A 14,885-nucleotide genomic window follows, 5' to 3' on the forward strand; every position below is an offset into this window, starting at 1 on the left:
CGCACTTGAATTGGATTAGTAGCCAACACAGCAGTTCCTTTTTCGAAATAACATAAACGCAAAATCTTCGCCTTTCACGGGGTATTCCTTGCCCGCTCCCCAGGCGATGGTGGTGCGGCCAAAAGGCTGGCAGCATTTGCCCAGTTCCTTGTCGGTGGCCGGAATGGGATACGTCAGCTGGGATTTATAGGCCGTCTTGTCCATTTCCGGCAGGAAGTACGGCCCGCACAGCCCTTTATGGCCATGCATGCCCCACGTCAGCAACTCGCGGTGCATCTTGGCGGTAAGGCGCTGCATCATCAATTCGGCGGTGCGCACACCGCCCACGTGGTAGGCGGCGTGGCCATCGAGCGGGAAAAGACCTCCCTGGCAGCCGGCGCACCAGAATAATTCCGGGCGGCCAAATCCCGCCGTGGCGGCAACGCAGTCGGCAGCGCAGGCGGCGACGGCGCCCGGATTGGCGAAGAGCACCGTTTCCGGATTGATAATGAGTGTCAGCTCGTCGTCGGCCCAGAGAGGGTCGACCTCGGTCATGTAGGCGATATCGAAGGAACCGGCCTCCAGGCAAGGAAAATCGGCGACCGCCTTGAGCCAGTACATGACCGGATTGACATAAAAATGCGCCTGGTAGAAGGCGTCCTGGGCGCCGCCTGCGTCCGTGGCCCGGGCGGCTTCCGGCGCAGGGATGGCCGGATTGAGATCGATGCCACCGAGGGAAACCAGGCAGAACGGTTTGCGCACCACTTCCACGTGGCGCACGGGTTCCCAAAAGCCGATGGACAGGCCGATCACCGGATTGACTTTGCACGAACAAATCGGACTGGACGGATTGGCGGTGTCTTCCTGGCCGCCCAGGTTGCCCAAAGTGAAACTGCCCAGCGAGATCGGCAGGATGCATGACCAGCAGATATCCGTGATCGGGTTCGGAAAGGCGCCAGTGCAGGTACCGACCGGCGCCGCCTGGGCATGGCCTACCCCGATGAGGAGCAGGATTACTGCGACGGTATGTTTGAATGGGCTCATCTGGCCACCACGATTTCGTCGATGCGCAGGCGCATGCCTTCCTGGTAGACCAAGGCCGGGACATGCCGGATGCCAAAGCGCCCTACTAATCTGCCCTGCTGATCGAAGTAAATGCGCGTTTTCCACTGTTTCATCAGCTCCAGATACGAACCGCCGACAAGTACCGGCTTGATCCGCGCACCATCGCGCTGGAGCAGGCTGCGCGCCATCCTTGTCTGTGCCGGATCGCGCGCGTCAAAAAACAGCAGCTTTTTCGACATGGACGTGATCGAGAGCGGGTTGGTACGGGTTCCTGCGGGGAACAGGACGTGACCTTGTGCGTCGAGGATGTTCTTGTCGAGCACGTAGGTGGGGTCAACATAGACGGTTCGTGGAGCCTTCGCCGGCGTCAAACCCGCCACCGGTGCCGGGTTGGCCACGGCCGCCGTACCTTTGGCGATCGCCTGCTCCTGCAGTGCGTGAAGCTGACCGCTCTTTTCCAGCGCGCGCAGGCGCTGGGCAATCATCTCGAGCAGATTTTGCTCGGCAATCGGATACGTCGGCCCGATCGCGGCCAGTTCCTCGGCCTTTGCCAATGCTCCCATGAGGCCACTGGCCAGCACCAGGATCGACAAGGCGCGCATGGCCAGCTCACCGCATGGCAGGCTGTGAAAGCCCCGTGTCGTGGGTGTCGGCTCAAGCAATGCCATCATTTTCTCCTCGCGTCAAAAGATCGGAATGACGACGCCCAGGACCGCGTCGGCGCGTACCAGGCCATTGATGCTGTAGCGTGAATCGAAGCTGTCCGGGCTGGTGCCTTGCACATAAAAATACGATGGCGGAATCACCATCTCGGCGATGGGATCGAGCCGGAGATGTTTGACATTGGTATGGGTCTTGGCAAAACCGACTTCCTCACCATTGACGAACACGTGGCGATCCCGGACGGTCACTTTGTCGCCGGCCACGCCGCGCACGATCTTGAAGAACGGCTGGTGGTGCAGGCCGGGGAAGATGCGGTACGCCGCCCCTTCGAATGCATAGACGACATAATCACCGCGATGGATGCCCTTCGCCCGGTAGTCGACCACTGCGACCGTGTAGGGCAAGCTGGGGGTCACATTAAACAGAATCGGCAAGCGCGGGGTGGTATCGATAAACAGACGCACATAGGCGAGCGTCCAGATCACGACCAGCACCAGGTACAGATACCAGCGTCTGCGCGCATGCTGAAAAAAATCGCGGGTCACAGTTTCACCTTTTTTCTGAGCAATGGAGTGAGATCGATCAGCGTCGCGCGGCTGCCGATCACCGCCGTTTTGTCGACCACCAGGCATGCGCACTCTTGCGGCAATTGCGCCAACGCAGCAGCAAAGCGGGGGACGAATCGTTCAGCGTCAGATATCGCCTGCCGCCGTTCTATGTCGGTACGGCTGCTCGCCATGGCTTTAAAGACCTGTTCCTGCTTTGCATTGAAGACGTTCGCCACGTCGACGACCCCGATGACCAGCATCGGCCGCAGCACCAGCCGGTCATATGCCGCAATGCCGATCGCCACGAAGCAGGCCGATACGAAGATGTTGATCAGCATGATTCTCATTGGATTCCCCTGTCGGCCAGTACCCGGGCGATGGCCTCGTCGATGGAGTAGCCCTGGGCACGCAAGGCATCAATCGGCTTGTTATCGGCGAGTTTGTTCGAGAAAAGCAGCTGTGTGGCGGGATCAATGACCAGGCGTACGACGCCTTCACCGATCGGCGACGAGACATACATTTCCGCAAAGGCGCCGGCCTCGGTGCGTAGCGATTTAAGTAGCCGCTTTTTGGCCGCATCCATGACGATGCGCTTGTTGCTTTCCAGGATTTCAATCGACTCCGGCTTTTGCCGCAGCAAGAAAACCCAGTCGGAGCAGTTGAAAGCGGCTGTCATTTGCACCGAACCGTAATAGTCATCGGCGCCCTGCGTCGCGGTGCCCAGTGCACCACCGTATTTGCGCGCACGCCGGGCTGCTTCTTCCACCACGGCGGCCTTGACCGGGTCGTCTGCACCGATCTCTCCAAGCTGTTGCTTGAGTTCATCGATGATCAGGAGCTTCTTGCGATCGCGGTTCAGGTACATCTCGCCGGTGATCTGGTACATCAACAGGATATTGACGACGGCATGCAGATCTGGCTTGCGTTTGAGTTCTTCGTTTTCGATCACGACGAAGTCATTCGAAAAATCGACGTTATTCTTGCCCTCGAAGAATCGTTCGTATTGCCCGTCTTTCGAATACGGATTGAGCATGATGGCAAGATCGCGGATGCGGTCATCGCCTTTGATTTCGAGTTCAGCAATACTGCCGGTCTTGAATTCGTCGCGCAACGCGGTGATCGTCAGATCATTGCCGTAGGATTTCCATAGCTTCAGGAGGACCGTTGAAATGGCCTTATATTGCACTTCTTGCAATTGCTGACTCATGGAACACATCTTCGCCAGGGCGGGCAACAGCATATCGATGTCTTCGTGAATGTCATTGACCGCCGTAAACGGGTTCAAAATGATCTTCGAGCGGGGGCTGAACTCGACATGCGTGCCATTGGCTTTCTTGCACAGCTTCTCGAATGAGCGCCCGAGATCCAGCAGGCGCACTTGCGCACCGCCGGAACGGTATGACCAGGCTATCTCGTTGAGGGTGACGGACTTGCCGGATCCTGGGGCGCCGACGACGGCAAAATTGTAGTTGCCCAGGTCGTTGTCATACAGGTCCAGCGTCACGAGCTGGCCGCGGCGGCCGGCGAAGATGAGCGTTGGCGTGTCAGTTCCTCGCCATTCCGCCAGCAGGGGCGCGAGATGGATGGCGTTCGCCATGGATTTGCGCGTCACCCGCTTCATCTTCTTCATATCATTGTGGAATGCGGGCGTCAGGGTCATGGGCAAGCTCGCCAGCAGCGCCTGGCGGTGCATGTACACATCGGCGTTGAGTTCAAAGCCGCTGGCACGCCAGATGGCCTTGGCCGCTTCTGCCGCCGCCGTCGCCTCGGCGGGCGGCGAGAAAATGGCCAGCTGGTGGTACATCGAGACGAGGTTGCCGCCGACATCCATGGCATTGGCGACTGCACTCCAGTCTTCCTGCTTCTTCTGCACGTCCGGCATGATGGCCGCCATCTTGCTGCTGGCGTTCTGTGTCGCGCGGATATGGTTCGCCGTAATCAATGTCCGCGTCGTGTTCGTATCGAGGATGTGCACGCCCATGGTGAGCAGGAACGGCGCACGGTACTGCAGTGCCGGTTGCATGGCGTGGCCGATGAGCGCACCCATCTGCCAGAGGGGGAAACGTCCAGGAAACGATTTAATGGAGAAGAAGCGTGCTTCCACCTGCTGCGGCTTGCCTGCCTTCGAAAACCGGATGCCTTCGTTGGTCGGCTCCTGGACGGTATCGAAGTCCACAATCTGATCCCGCAATTCCCTACCCTCATCGTAGTTTATCCGTGGGATGAAACCATCTGTGAGCCGGTGTGGATTGGTGAACAGTGCGCACCAGTTGATTAAGTCGGCCGCTTCGCATACTTTGCTGGGTAAAGAGGCGGCGTCAAGGGTGCTTGCCATTGAGTCACGCAAACTGATGGCCGCTTCGCGCTGGCCGATATCATCGGGGCGTCCATCCGTCGTGACGCTCATCATCAGTCGAAAGTCGCGCAGCGTAAAATGAAATCCCTTCGTCAGGGATTTCTGGCTTCCGGCCAGCAGATGTTGCACGCGCTGGCGCGCCAACTGGCGATATAGATTGCTGTTCCGGGCCGGTCGGCCCCACTGCTGCGAGTTTTCATATTGATCCTCGTCTTCCATGCGCATGTTGGCATATTGGATCAGCGGGGCGCGGATGTCCGGCGAGCCAAACAGGTGAAATTGCACACCCGTGTTGGCGGGACAGTTGGTATACAGGCTTTGCAGCACTTCCACCATGCGCTCATCAGCGCCACCCTGGGGCATGAGTTCGAGCATGAAACCAAGCTGGTGATGGCGATTGATGAACAGCTGCTCGCTGTCGACATAGGGACCGTATGGTAGCCAGCTGGCAAACTGATCCTTGGCAAACTCCTCGCCTCGGCTTAAGCCAAACAGATCCCAGATGCCAGCGCCGATCCCTTCGCCAGCTTTTTCGGGCGTAAAAAATTTGAACATATTTGTCCTCTCTGCATCCAACACCGCTATGGGTTTGTTGCCGGCGCTTGAGACGGCGCGCCTTCTGGAACCGTCGTGACGGCCCCGATGGGAGGATCGGTCAGCGCTCCCGCTGGCGGCGAGGTTGGCCGTGTTTCGGCGCCGGAATTTGCCTGTGCTGAGGGAGACGCCGTCCCCGGAGATGACGCCTGCTGAGGTGTGGGCGGTTTCAGGGGCGCATAGGCATCACGGATCTGCCGCTGGGCATGGGCGATCTGCCACCGGCCTGGGTCTGTCTGTAGGTAGACAAAGGACTGATCGTGGAGATCATGGTCGCTGTCCTCCCACGGCTTGATCCACAGCCGCATGACGCGCGGCGGCGAGCGCAGTGCGGCGGGTTCGAACGCAGGCGGTCCCTGCATGGAACTGGCGCTGGAGGCCGCTTTGGCGATCGTGTACATGCTGCGCGGGGCTGCGCGTGGTGTTCCTTTTGTGGAAACCCCTTTGGCCGCCACGCCGCCGCCCGATGTCAACGAGTTGTAGTAATTGCCGGATACGGAATTGCACTGCACGCCTTCGGGCGCCTTGCAGGCATACTCGGACTTACCGCCCAGACCCGTCATGTCACCGCACCCGGCAAGAAGCGTCAGGCAAACCGCTGCGGCGGACAGGTTGTTGACGCGGAACGAATTCGATGGAATCAGCTGCATGATTACTCCTTGGGGTTCTTGCTGGCTTGGCGGCTGGAGGCGGCCTGCGCCAGACGGGCCTCGATCTCGCTGGCATTGATAAAGCCGGTTTCCCGTGCGCCGTCAGTGAAAAAAATGGTTGGCGTACCCTGCACGCCCAATTTGCTGGCCAGGGCCAGGTTGCGGTCGAGCGGATGGGCGCATTGGGCTGGTGCGCCCTGCCCGTCTAGCGCGCCGCTGACGGCGCTGCGCCAGGCAGCCAGGCGGTCGGCAGCACACCAGATGCGCAGAGGTAAAGCCTGGTCCTGGAATGGCACCATGAAGTTGTAGATGCGCAGGTTGGGGATATTCACCAGTTCAGGTTCGAGCTGGCGGCAATACGGGCAATGTGGATCGGTGAAGAGATACAGGACGCGTTCGCCCTTGCCCTGCGTGGAGACGATCGCATCGACCAACGGCAGCTGGCGTACATTGATCGCCGCTGCCGTCGGTGCTGCCGGGCTGGCGGCGTTGCTTCGCTGCTGCAGTTTCGGTTCGGTCAGGTCGCGCATGGCGCGCAGATCGACCAGGCGTCCAAAAATCATGTAGTCAGGGCGGGTATCGGCGACAAAGCCGACGTTCTCTCCCATCCACACCTCGAAGACGTGGGGGATCGGCGTCGCCGTGACCGTATCAAAGGCCGTGCCGGGATAGGTTCGCTTCAGCGCGGCGAGCAGTGTGTCCTCGGCCGTACTGGCGTGGGAGACAAAAGTGGCCGCGCAGGCAAGTGCGGCGAGGCCCAGTCTAGTCAGCTTCGTCATTGGGAACCTCCATCGTGCGCTCGGCAAGTCCGAGCTGATCCTGCCGGTCCGCGTCGCTGCGTGACATGGGCCGCGCGGGAATACGCACGCCACGGGTCAGCACCACGTCCACTTTGCGGCCCGCATGCACCTCGATGACGGGAAACGTCTGTTCGGCCAGCCGGATGTAATAGTTGGCCAGGTTGTTGAGCGCGCTTCCCATGCCGCTGCCAATGCCACGGCGGAACTGGTCGCCGGTGCCGCCGGTCGTCGTCGACAGGGTGCCAAACGGCGAAGTCGTAAATGAGCTGTTACCTTGTGCAAAACCCTGGCCGATGCCGCTGACGATCCCTGCGCGCAGTCCATTGGCCAGCAGCTGCCCCTGTTTGGAAACAAGCGTGCCGCGCAGCCCCAGGTTGCCATCCTCCCCAAAGATGTTGCCCTCGATCTTGACCTCGACCACCGAGCGATCGTAGCGGATGCAGGAGAGCACGTCGGTGCGCAGGTACGCACGTTCGGAACTGATGTCTCCATAGCCGGAGGCAACCACAAAGCATTCCTTGACGTCCGCACGGAACTGATTCGGCAGGATAGCGGCGGCTGAAATCTTGATGAGTGCCGGCAGCGGATTGCTTTGGGCCTGGCCGCCCGTCGGGGCATCGATCCCGCCGAGCAGTTCTCCCGGCAGGATGCCGACTGGGAGGAAGTCGTCCAGCGTGTTTACTGGTTTCACCACATTGCCCCCGGCCTCCTTGGCGGCCCCGGTGTTCCCGCTGGAGTCTGTCGCGGCGCCCAGAGACACGCGGATCATGGGGGCGGGCGTCTCCGGTGGCTCGTTTGGCCGCAGTACGCCGGTGTTGCCACTGGCTGCGTCGATGGCGGGTGGGCCTGGCGGCGCGTTGCCACCTAGTGGCGTGCCGGGAGGGTACTGCAACGGAGCGGCCACAGGTGGCTGTGGTGTTGGCGGCGTAACTGGCGCAGGCGGCGCTGGCGGGGGCCCTTGTTCTGCCGTGGCGGCGGTTTTTGCTTCCAGATCCGCCAGGCGCTTGAGCAAGGCTGCTTCGACGGCCTTGCGATCGCTGTTAATTTTGTCTTGCGCTTCCTTGTCACTATCATATTGGGCCAGCTTCTTGCCGGCATTGCCAACCCATTGATCTTCTGGCGAGATCTGGCCCGGCACCATCATGCTGGCATCATCCACATTGACGGTGGCGCGTTTGTCGGTCGACTTGGGAAGCTGCCGGGCGGGGCTGCCGGACTCGGAATAGGCCAGTACCGCCCACAAGACGCCAATGCAGGCTGTCACGATACCGGCGGCGGCCAGGTACTGCTGCTGCCTGGGCGTCAACCGTGCCGTGCAGGATTTCAATGTTTGCATGATGCGCATGGCGATTCACTCCCCTGCCCTGATGACATAAACCCGCGTGCTCTCGTTCGGACGCAAGTTAAGGTTGTCGATGGCGACGGCCAGGACATCGCCATCGTCGCGGTCAAATTCCTGTTCTGCGAGCACCAGCGGCGCGCCGCTGACATTGCTGAGTACATAGGTCTCGCCGATGAGGCCACGGCCTTCAAACTGGCGGATGAGCTTCATTTCCGCTTCCGCCCACAGCAGGCGCGCTTCGTCGCGCTCTTCCATCCGAACGTCGTCGGGCACCTGCTCGGAAGCCATGAACATCAGCATCGATTTCAGGGAGCGGATGAATGTGGCGGACCTCGCCGGCGCCGCGCCGACGGCATTGGCTGCCCTGGCCTGGCGCCTGGCCGACTTGTCCGAGATCACGATGGTGTCTGCGGGAACCTCCGCGCGGTTCAGGCGCAAGGTGTAGGTGGCCGTAGCGGAAGAGATAAACAGGTTGATCGGCTTGGCAGCAGTGCCCACCGGCTGAATATAGATCTCGCCTTTTGCCAGATCGCAGGCAAGCGACAGCTGGCCGCCGGGATTGACGGCCGTGCCGGCGCCTGGCGCTACGGGCAGGCTGGCATCGGCAGGTTTGGACGCACAGTTGCTGCTTGAATAAATGTTGCCGACGACGTCGATGATCTTGCTGCCCTCGATGCGGATGCGCGTCGGTTCATGTGCGGCGATGACCGCCTCGATGGTGGCGCCGTCCCTCACCTCTCTGGTCTGGTCGGCCCAAGCGGGAAGCTCAACGAGCCCCAGCAGCAGCCACGCCAATGGCAGTATCCGGTTTTCCATCTTTCAACTCCTTAAAATCTTTCAAATGCACGCGTGCGCCACGGAAGACGAAGTCCGCACGGTAGGTCTTGAGGTTGTCAGAGGTATTGGCCCCGTTCACCTGGGTTTTGAGGTAGCCGGTCATCGTGACCGATTGCGTTTCTTCGTCCGGCACCAGTTGCTGCATCTGGAAGTAGGTGCTGGCATTGAGCTTCTTCAGTCTTGCCGCCTCCAGATCCTGGCGGGTCTTGATGCTGCCGGCGTTCTCCGGCAGGCACCAGCTGAGCAGCATGTCCTTCTTCCATTCGATCGACTTCGGCGTGACGTCCAGCATCAGGTAGGCGATATAGCCGGACATCTGCACCAGATAGTCGTTGCTGGCCTTGCCGTCCTCGATCCAGAATGTTTTATTGATGGCCGGCGGCACAATGACAGTGCGCTCCGTGCCCACGATGCGGACAATGATGGTCAATGCCAGCATCAGGCAAACAGACAGGATGCCAATGGCCAGGCGCTGGTCAAATACGCGGCGCCGCAGGGCGGCCAGGTCATCCTGATAGGTTTCCAGTTTCACGGTGCTCTCCTTGGTCCTACCCGACCATCTTGCGGATATGCGAAGGCGGGGTCGAGCGCATGGACGTCAGCGGACTGACAGGCAGGTACCAGTACGCCCAGTGCAGGACAAAGGCCGGATGCTTGTCCGCTTTTTTGCGGCTGAGCCAGCGCGACACGGCGACGCCGGCGCAGACCGCGAGGAAAAATCCGAGTTTGCTGCTGGCCAGATAGCCGACAAAGATCGAAAGGAGGACGGGAAAGGCGACATCAAAGTCCCATAGGCCAATCTTCCATTGGTCGTCCAGCCGCCGGGGAATATAGGTATCGGCTTCCATGGCGTCCTCCTTTGCTCAATGTGCGGTGTCTGCGCCAGCCTGGTTCAGATCGTGGCGCCCATGATGGAGCCGCCGATGACCAGCCCGACCGCGCCGAAAATCGCCAAGCCGATGTAGAACAGCACCGGACTGAAGTTGCGCAGGGCGGACAGCGAGATCAGGGCCACCACGAAGCCGATGAAGCCGACCAGTGCTTTAACACCCGGGGCCAGTGCGGCCAGTTGCGTCAGTGCTGCCGTCAGCGGGCCGGTGATGCCGGTGAACGTGACGAGGTCGATGGCGGTAGCGGGGATCGCAGCGAGCAGGCCCAGGGTGATCAGGGTCAGCAGTGCCAGGACCTTTGCAGTAGTGGAGACGCGCAGGCCAAGCGGCCGCTTGCCATGTTGTTTGAAGGGGAGAACGGTGATGTATTGCAGGGTGTTCATGTGCATTCCAATCGTGATCGTGAAGAAAATTGCCTAAAACTGTCTGTGCGGGCGGCGAGGTGATGCGGCACGACGGCGTAGGGGGACCACGGACGGGGCATTGCCACACGATCTTGCCCGGCCGGCACGCTCCCCGTGCCGAAGTCAGGTTGATCAGGTGAGTTGGGGTTCTCATCTCTGCACCTGCCGAGGTGCGTCGGCGGTGAGGCTGAGCTCTACCCTCCGGTTGTTCTGGCGGCCCGTTTCGGTCGCATTGGCGGCGGCGTAACAGCAAGCGCCGCTGCTTTCCACCTCAAGTTGAACTGCAGGCACGTGCAGATGGCGGCGCAGATAGCGCTCGACCCTGGCCGCGCGCTGGTGTGCGATGGCATCGTTCAGGGCCGGCGTTCCGGTGTTGTCTGTTCTGCCAGCGATACGAATATGGGACGCTGGCTGCACCAGCGTGAGAAATTGCTGCAGAACGTGTTGGGCCGTTCTATCGAGGCGGGAAGAGCCCGGCGCAAAGTACACCGCAAGTTCGGTGACATCGGGCAAATCATGTTCGTTCGCCGCACCGGTTCCCACGGGTGTCCCAGCCATTGTCCGCTGAGTGCTGGCTGCGGCGATCAGGGCTTGCGGCACCTCTTCAATATGCGCATCCCGTCTTGCCAGCGTCTTGGACGTGCGCGTAGGGCAAGCTGGATCGATACACAGGCCGTAGCGTGCCTGTCTACCGTAGTGAAGCTGGGTGATGTGCTGCATGTGGGACCCAGGCGTGGCTGCGCGGGAAGGCTGTCCTGCAGGTTGTGGCTGGGTATGCACATTTTCGCAAGAGGCCATCAGCAAGCTGGCTGCAATCATTCCTGTGGCGGCTAGTGTGGCCTGAGCAATAGCGCGTCTCATGTCAGCCCCACCGCCACTAGTACTGGCTGCGTTGGGACGACCGATTCAGCTCGCACATTTTTCTGCGTCCGGTACTTACCCTGCGGCGTAGCGCGGCGTGCTGCCTGCGGCTTGGTGTTAGTGAGAAAGCCGTATACGCGCCACGCATAGCGGGTGCGCGTAGCCTGGCATTGGGCCGCATCCAGTTTGGTACACGAGGCGTTGTATGCACCGATCGCCTCCCAGGTATTGCCGTACCTTTGCAGCTTTTCCACGAGAATTCGGGAACCAGCATGAATGTTTTTACAGGGCTCATGCAGTTCTTGCTCGGTCACCCCCAAATTGCGTAGGACCCGTGGATTGGAATTGACGCCCATATAACCGATATCCACGGTACCGGTCTGGCGCAGATGGCGGCGATTGACTGCGTTCGGATCCAGTGACGATTCCGCTTGCGCAATCGCATACAGCAGCGGTGCCGGCACATGGTGGCGCACGGCGGCTTGTTCCCAGCAAGCCCAGGCCGAACCCGGACAAGCAACGAGGATCGCGATGACGCATGAAAGGTGTCGTTCCATGGCAAGGAGCAGGCATAAACCCGAAAGCGTTGATCCACCCGGCGCGCGCAGGCGCCAGACCATCAAAGGTGTACATCGGGTAAGCCTGGCATCAGCCTGGCAAGGTCACTTCGGGTCGCATATCCGTTTGCGATATGCCTTGCGATCTGCCTCTCATGGCAGGTGCGATACTGCCCGCTCGGCGATATTGCGCCGGGCCTGTTCAAATATTTTCTCTTGCGCCCCGTCTTCCTGCAAGGCCAGGGCGATGCACGCGGTCGTAAACTGTCCCAGGTCGAATCGGGGATGGGGATGCCGGTTCATTTCGGACTTCTGCAGCGCCAGCAACAATACATACTGTGCGCGCCAGATTTCCTCTTGTCGACGCGGCATGCATTGGTCGCGCAACACCAGCCTTGTATGCAAAAACGAAAAAATATGCTTCGCCGGTTCCGGCTGTACAAACACTCTTGCAATACAAGCACTAATCAGATCGGGATACCGCAATTTTGGCGAACAATTATGCTGATGGTTGAACAGCTGGTCGAGCTGATGAAATTCCTCCATCCAGACCAGGGTACCGATCGTCTCGTCACACCGCGAGGATGAGGCAGCAGAACGATGCGTAGCGGCCGTTTGAGCGGAAGATGAGGACGGCATCGAACGAAATTCAGTATTCATGGCGACTCGAAATCAGAAATGACTGCGTACGACATCATGCTAGCGCATCGCAACACCAATGTTTGTCCAAAAAGTCGCGCTTTTTGTGGACTATTTGGATTAACTCGGGCGCCCATCGGAGAGTAACGATAGTTGCGGAGCTGTTGCTTGTCGGCTCACGCATAGTGCACTGCTATTTGCCCTGCCAGCCACGCCACCCCACCCAACATAGCGGGCAACAGAAGCGGGGATAATTGAACAGGCAGCACACACGCTACTGCCAACAGACAAATCAGCAAGATCGCTACTCCCATCGCTGCCGCAAACCACTCTGGGTGCGGCCTGGCAAATTCCAGGCGTTTAATTCGCCTGCGCACTATCGCATCCACGATGCAGGCCATCATCAGGACCGCAAACGTCGGCCACCACTCCACAATGCCTGCTAGTCTGTACAGCGCCAGCATGGTCAGCGTATCGAGTGAGCGAAAATAGCTGCTCTGGAACAGCTGTGAGCGTACCCGCCCAAGGCTATTGGCGACAGGTTGTGCTACCGGATCCACCTGCACATCGTGGACGCGAATCGATGCCGGTTGAGCGTCCAATGCAGCTTGATACTCGAACAATCGACTCAACACGCGTCCTGCATATGGATTACCCCAGCAATCCGCACTGGCGATATGCTCCGCGCGGATCTGGGCGACAAATCGCTTCGGTGGAAACGCTGATGGCAGGTATAGCACCAGAATCAGCAGCACGCTCAGCGAGACGATAGCCGTCAACCGAATCAGCATGTCTCCCCCGAATCCTTCTCTTCAAAACAGACATCGTCCGCGCCTGGGTCGACCAGCGTAAACCGCCCCTTGTAGACATGTCCGCCCGAAACTGAAGCGAAGAACTGCAAATTGGGTAATTTACCCAGAAGCGATGGCGGGACTAATTCGTTGACCTCCTCGCTCAATTGGGTCGAATCGACAGCCGTAAAATCCGTGAAGTGGCCGTCTCTGGCCGTGTTATGCCCTACTTTCATGTTATGGATGGTGGTCTGCCCCAGAGTTTCATTGATGAACTCCTGAGTGGGCTGATCCTTGGTCCGGAAAGCGATGAGGTTATTCAGGTTCCCCAATGCCATGCGTGCCGCCTCCTGGCTGCCAAGGCGTTTGGCCAGATCGGCAATCGTCTGCATGGCGGCCGTGGTGTACAGCCCGCCCTCGGCACCTTTGTTCAATATCTCGATCAACGGTTGATTAATCACGTTCGATAACTCGTCCACAAACAGCGAAATGCGCCGCTCTCCTCCCAGGTTGTAGCGAATGCCTGAACGGGCCGCCAGGTCGGCCAGCGCCATGGCGCCGATGGCCGTCGCAACGGAAGGATCCGGTAATGAGTCCAGACACAGCAGCAGTATATGTCCCGCGCGCTCGATCTTTTCCAGATTCATGATCGGGCGCTGGTCATCGGCATCAAACGGATCCGGCGACAGGCTTTTGCCCAGGTCTCCGGAGGTCAGCATGGACAAGATCGGTAAAAGATTGGCGGTTATTTTCTGATAGTGCTCGCGGTTATGCTGAAACACCCGGACCTGTGAACTAACCACCGGATCACGCCGAGCTTCATGCACATGATGATCGTAATAAGTCACGTACGCCAACAGCTCCTGGCTCGCGGCTGGCGTTGGCGACTTGATCTGGCCTCTCCGCGCTTTATCAAGCAAGCGCACCATCTCGGGTGTACTACGCCACTGCATACCAAGAAGCTGTTCGTAAAAACGCTCGAGCGCCTGTTCCAGGATCGGCTCGACGCCTCCCTCAATATACTGCTTTAGTTTTTCCAAATTCGGGCGCTTCTCCAGTTGCACCATCCCTTGCACGACCACATTCACCGCGTCCCAACCAAATGCGCTGAACGTTCCGGCTGTGTCCGGTGGCATGATTGACTGAATCCGCGAAGCGACTTCAGTCGGCTTTTGCCAGTTGAACGTGAAGTCAAGACGCACACCCGTTTCCGGAAAAGCAGGATGAAACCACAGAAAACTGTCTGGCTCACGATACAGTTGACACGCCTTCATGACCAGTCGCTTGAGGCGACGTGAGTTTTTCGGATCAATAATAATGACGACATCGCCACGGCGGATGGCTTGAAAAATCAACCAACCAAGGCATACCCCTTTGCCGGACTGCGTCGTTCCGACCACCAAGGTTCCCCCTTCAAAGTTTTGCAGCGGCCGTATCAACAAGCGCTCTTCCGACTCGACGCCATGGATCCAGGGCAAGCCAATCTCTGCGTCGGATTGTGGGTTCGGCTGATATCCCAGAGCGCGTATGAGCCAGGGAGAAATGGTCATCGCGCGGTAATCGATCTTGATCAGCTCGTAAAGCCGCTGAGAGTGCAGTGGCAGCCAGATAAAACCCAGGCCAAATACGACCTGTTCAGGATCGCCTGTCCATTTGGCGAGCCGGGAAATGGGAACTATTTCCATGGCGCGGCCAGACAACGCGGCGCGAATACGCACAACACGCAGGGCTTGCTGGCAGCGAATCAAGGCAATGAGAATTGAAACAACAATGAGCGGAACGCCCGCACGCGGTGGTAAATGATCAGGTATTAGACAGTAAAAAATGGCGGCGGTGAGCATCCATGCCAGGGCGACGGCCCCCTCAACGGGACTACGCCATGGCATTTCATAATGTCGCAGCAACATGA

Annotated in this window: 17 protein-coding genes; all 17 read right to left on the reverse strand. The window is 59.3% G+C overall.

All coding sequences use genetic code 11. From position 1 onward, the window contains the following. Nucleotides 1–15: 15 nt before the first annotated feature. The 17 genes from J0O65_RS22660 to traD all read right to left on the reverse strand — a co-directional run bounded on the left by J0O65_RS22660 (nt 16) and on the right by traD (nt 14,883). The gene (locus tag J0O65_RS22660; RefSeq protein ID WP_215409466.1) at nt 16–1,023 is read right to left on the reverse strand and encodes a TraU family protein; all 1,008 of its coding nucleotides are present in this window, start codon (nt 1,021–1,023) and stop codon (nt 16–18) included. Beyond that, nucleotides 1,020–1,715: a type-F conjugative transfer system protein TraW gene (gene traW, locus J0O65_RS22665; protein WP_251373922.1), complete on the reverse strand. Its 696-nt coding sequence runs from the start codon at nt 1,713–1,715 to the stop codon at nt 1,020–1,022. Before traW ends, J0O65_RS22660 begins: the two co-directional genes overlap by 4 nt. A gap of 12 nt (nt 1,716–1,727) precedes the next feature. After that, a complete protein-coding gene (traF, locus tag J0O65_RS22670) occupies nt 1,728–2,252 on the reverse strand; it encodes a conjugative transfer signal peptidase TraF (RefSeq protein WP_353056232.1) in 525 nt (174 codons plus the stop codon). Further along, nucleotides 2,249–2,593 (reverse strand): hypothetical protein, encoded by a 345-nt coding sequence (locus tag J0O65_RS22675; RefSeq protein ID WP_251373923.1) that lies wholly within the window; start codon nt 2,591–2,593, stop codon nt 2,249–2,251. Before J0O65_RS22675 ends, traF begins: the two co-directional genes overlap by 4 nt. A 5-nt stretch (nt 2,594–2,598) precedes the next feature. Beyond that, on the reverse strand, nt 2,599–5,166 hold the full coding sequence (gene traC / locus J0O65_RS22680) for a type IV secretion system protein TraC (protein WP_215409469.1): 2,568 nt from the start codon (nt 5,164–5,166) through the stop codon (nt 2,599–2,601). A gap of 26 nt (nt 5,167–5,192) precedes the next feature. Continuing rightward, on the reverse strand, nt 5,193–5,855 hold the full coding sequence (locus J0O65_RS22685) for a TraV family lipoprotein (protein WP_215409470.1): 663 nt from the start codon (nt 5,853–5,855) through the stop codon (nt 5,193–5,195). A gap of 2 nt (nt 5,856–5,857) precedes the next feature. After that, the gene (locus tag J0O65_RS22690) at nt 5,858–6,634 is read right to left on the reverse strand and encodes a DsbC family protein (protein WP_215409471.1); all 777 of its coding nucleotides are present in this window, start codon (nt 6,632–6,634) and stop codon (nt 5,858–5,860) included. Next, nucleotides 6,618–8,000 carry a TraB/TrbI/VirB10 family type IV secretion system protein gene (locus J0O65_RS22695; RefSeq protein WP_215409472.1) on the reverse strand — a complete coding sequence of 461 codons (1,383 nt, stop codon included), beginning with the start codon at nt 7,998–8,000 and terminating at the stop codon, nt 6,618–6,620. The genes J0O65_RS22690 and J0O65_RS22695 overlap by 17 nt, the downstream gene beginning before the upstream one ends. Nucleotides 8,001–8,006: 6 nt before the next feature. Further along, the gene (locus J0O65_RS22700) at nt 8,007–8,813 is read right to left on the reverse strand and encodes a type-F conjugative transfer system secretin TraK (protein WP_152252700.1); all 807 of its coding nucleotides are present in this window, start codon (nt 8,811–8,813) and stop codon (nt 8,007–8,009) included. Then, nucleotides 8,764–9,366, reverse strand: coding sequence for a type IV conjugative transfer system protein TraE (traE, locus tag J0O65_RS22705; protein ID WP_215409473.1), 603 nt, complete (start codon nt 9,364–9,366; stop codon nt 8,764–8,766). The genes J0O65_RS22700 and traE overlap by 50 nt, the downstream gene beginning before the upstream one ends. A 16-nt stretch (nt 9,367–9,382) precedes the next feature. After that, nucleotides 9,383–9,682, reverse strand: a complete 300-nt coding sequence (traL, locus tag J0O65_RS22710) for a type IV conjugative transfer system protein TraL (RefSeq protein WP_092804423.1) — start codon at nt 9,680–9,682, stop codon at nt 9,383–9,385. Between the two features lie 44 nt (nt 9,683–9,726). After that, complete coding sequence (locus tag J0O65_RS22715; RefSeq protein ID WP_251373924.1) at nt 9,727–10,107, reverse strand: hypothetical protein; 381 nt, start codon at nt 10,105–10,107, stop codon at nt 9,727–9,729. Nucleotides 10,108–10,278: 171 nt separating this feature from the next. Further along, nucleotides 10,279–10,848 (reverse strand): OmpA family protein, encoded by a 570-nt coding sequence (locus J0O65_RS22720; protein WP_215409474.1) that lies wholly within the window; start codon nt 10,846–10,848, stop codon nt 10,279–10,281. 137 nt (nt 10,849–10,985) lie between these two features. Further along, nucleotides 10,986–11,609: a lytic transglycosylase domain-containing protein gene (locus J0O65_RS22725; protein WP_215409475.1), complete on the reverse strand. Its 624-nt coding sequence runs from the start codon at nt 11,607–11,609 to the stop codon at nt 10,986–10,988. A 90-nt stretch (nt 11,610–11,699) separates the two neighbouring features. After that, nucleotides 11,700–12,206: a hypothetical protein gene (locus J0O65_RS22730; protein ID WP_215409476.1), complete on the reverse strand. Its 507-nt coding sequence runs from the start codon at nt 12,204–12,206 to the stop codon at nt 11,700–11,702. 155 nt (nt 12,207–12,361) lie between these two features. Next, entirely contained in the window at nt 12,362–12,976 is a 615-nt protein-coding gene (locus J0O65_RS22735) for an IncC plasmid conjugative DNA transfer DtrJ family protein (protein WP_215409477.1), read from the reverse strand. Then, nucleotides 12,970–14,883, reverse strand: coding sequence for a conjugative transfer system coupling protein TraD (traD, locus tag J0O65_RS22740; RefSeq protein ID WP_215409478.1), 1,914 nt, complete (start codon nt 14,881–14,883; stop codon nt 12,970–12,972). Before traD ends, J0O65_RS22735 begins: the two co-directional genes overlap by 7 nt. Nucleotides 14,884–14,885: the final 2 nt, after the last annotated feature.

The organism is Janthinobacterium sp. JC611, assembly GCF_018682595.1.
Taxonomy (GTDB): Bacteria; Pseudomonadota; Gammaproteobacteria; order Burkholderiales; family Burkholderiaceae_D; genus Janthinobacterium.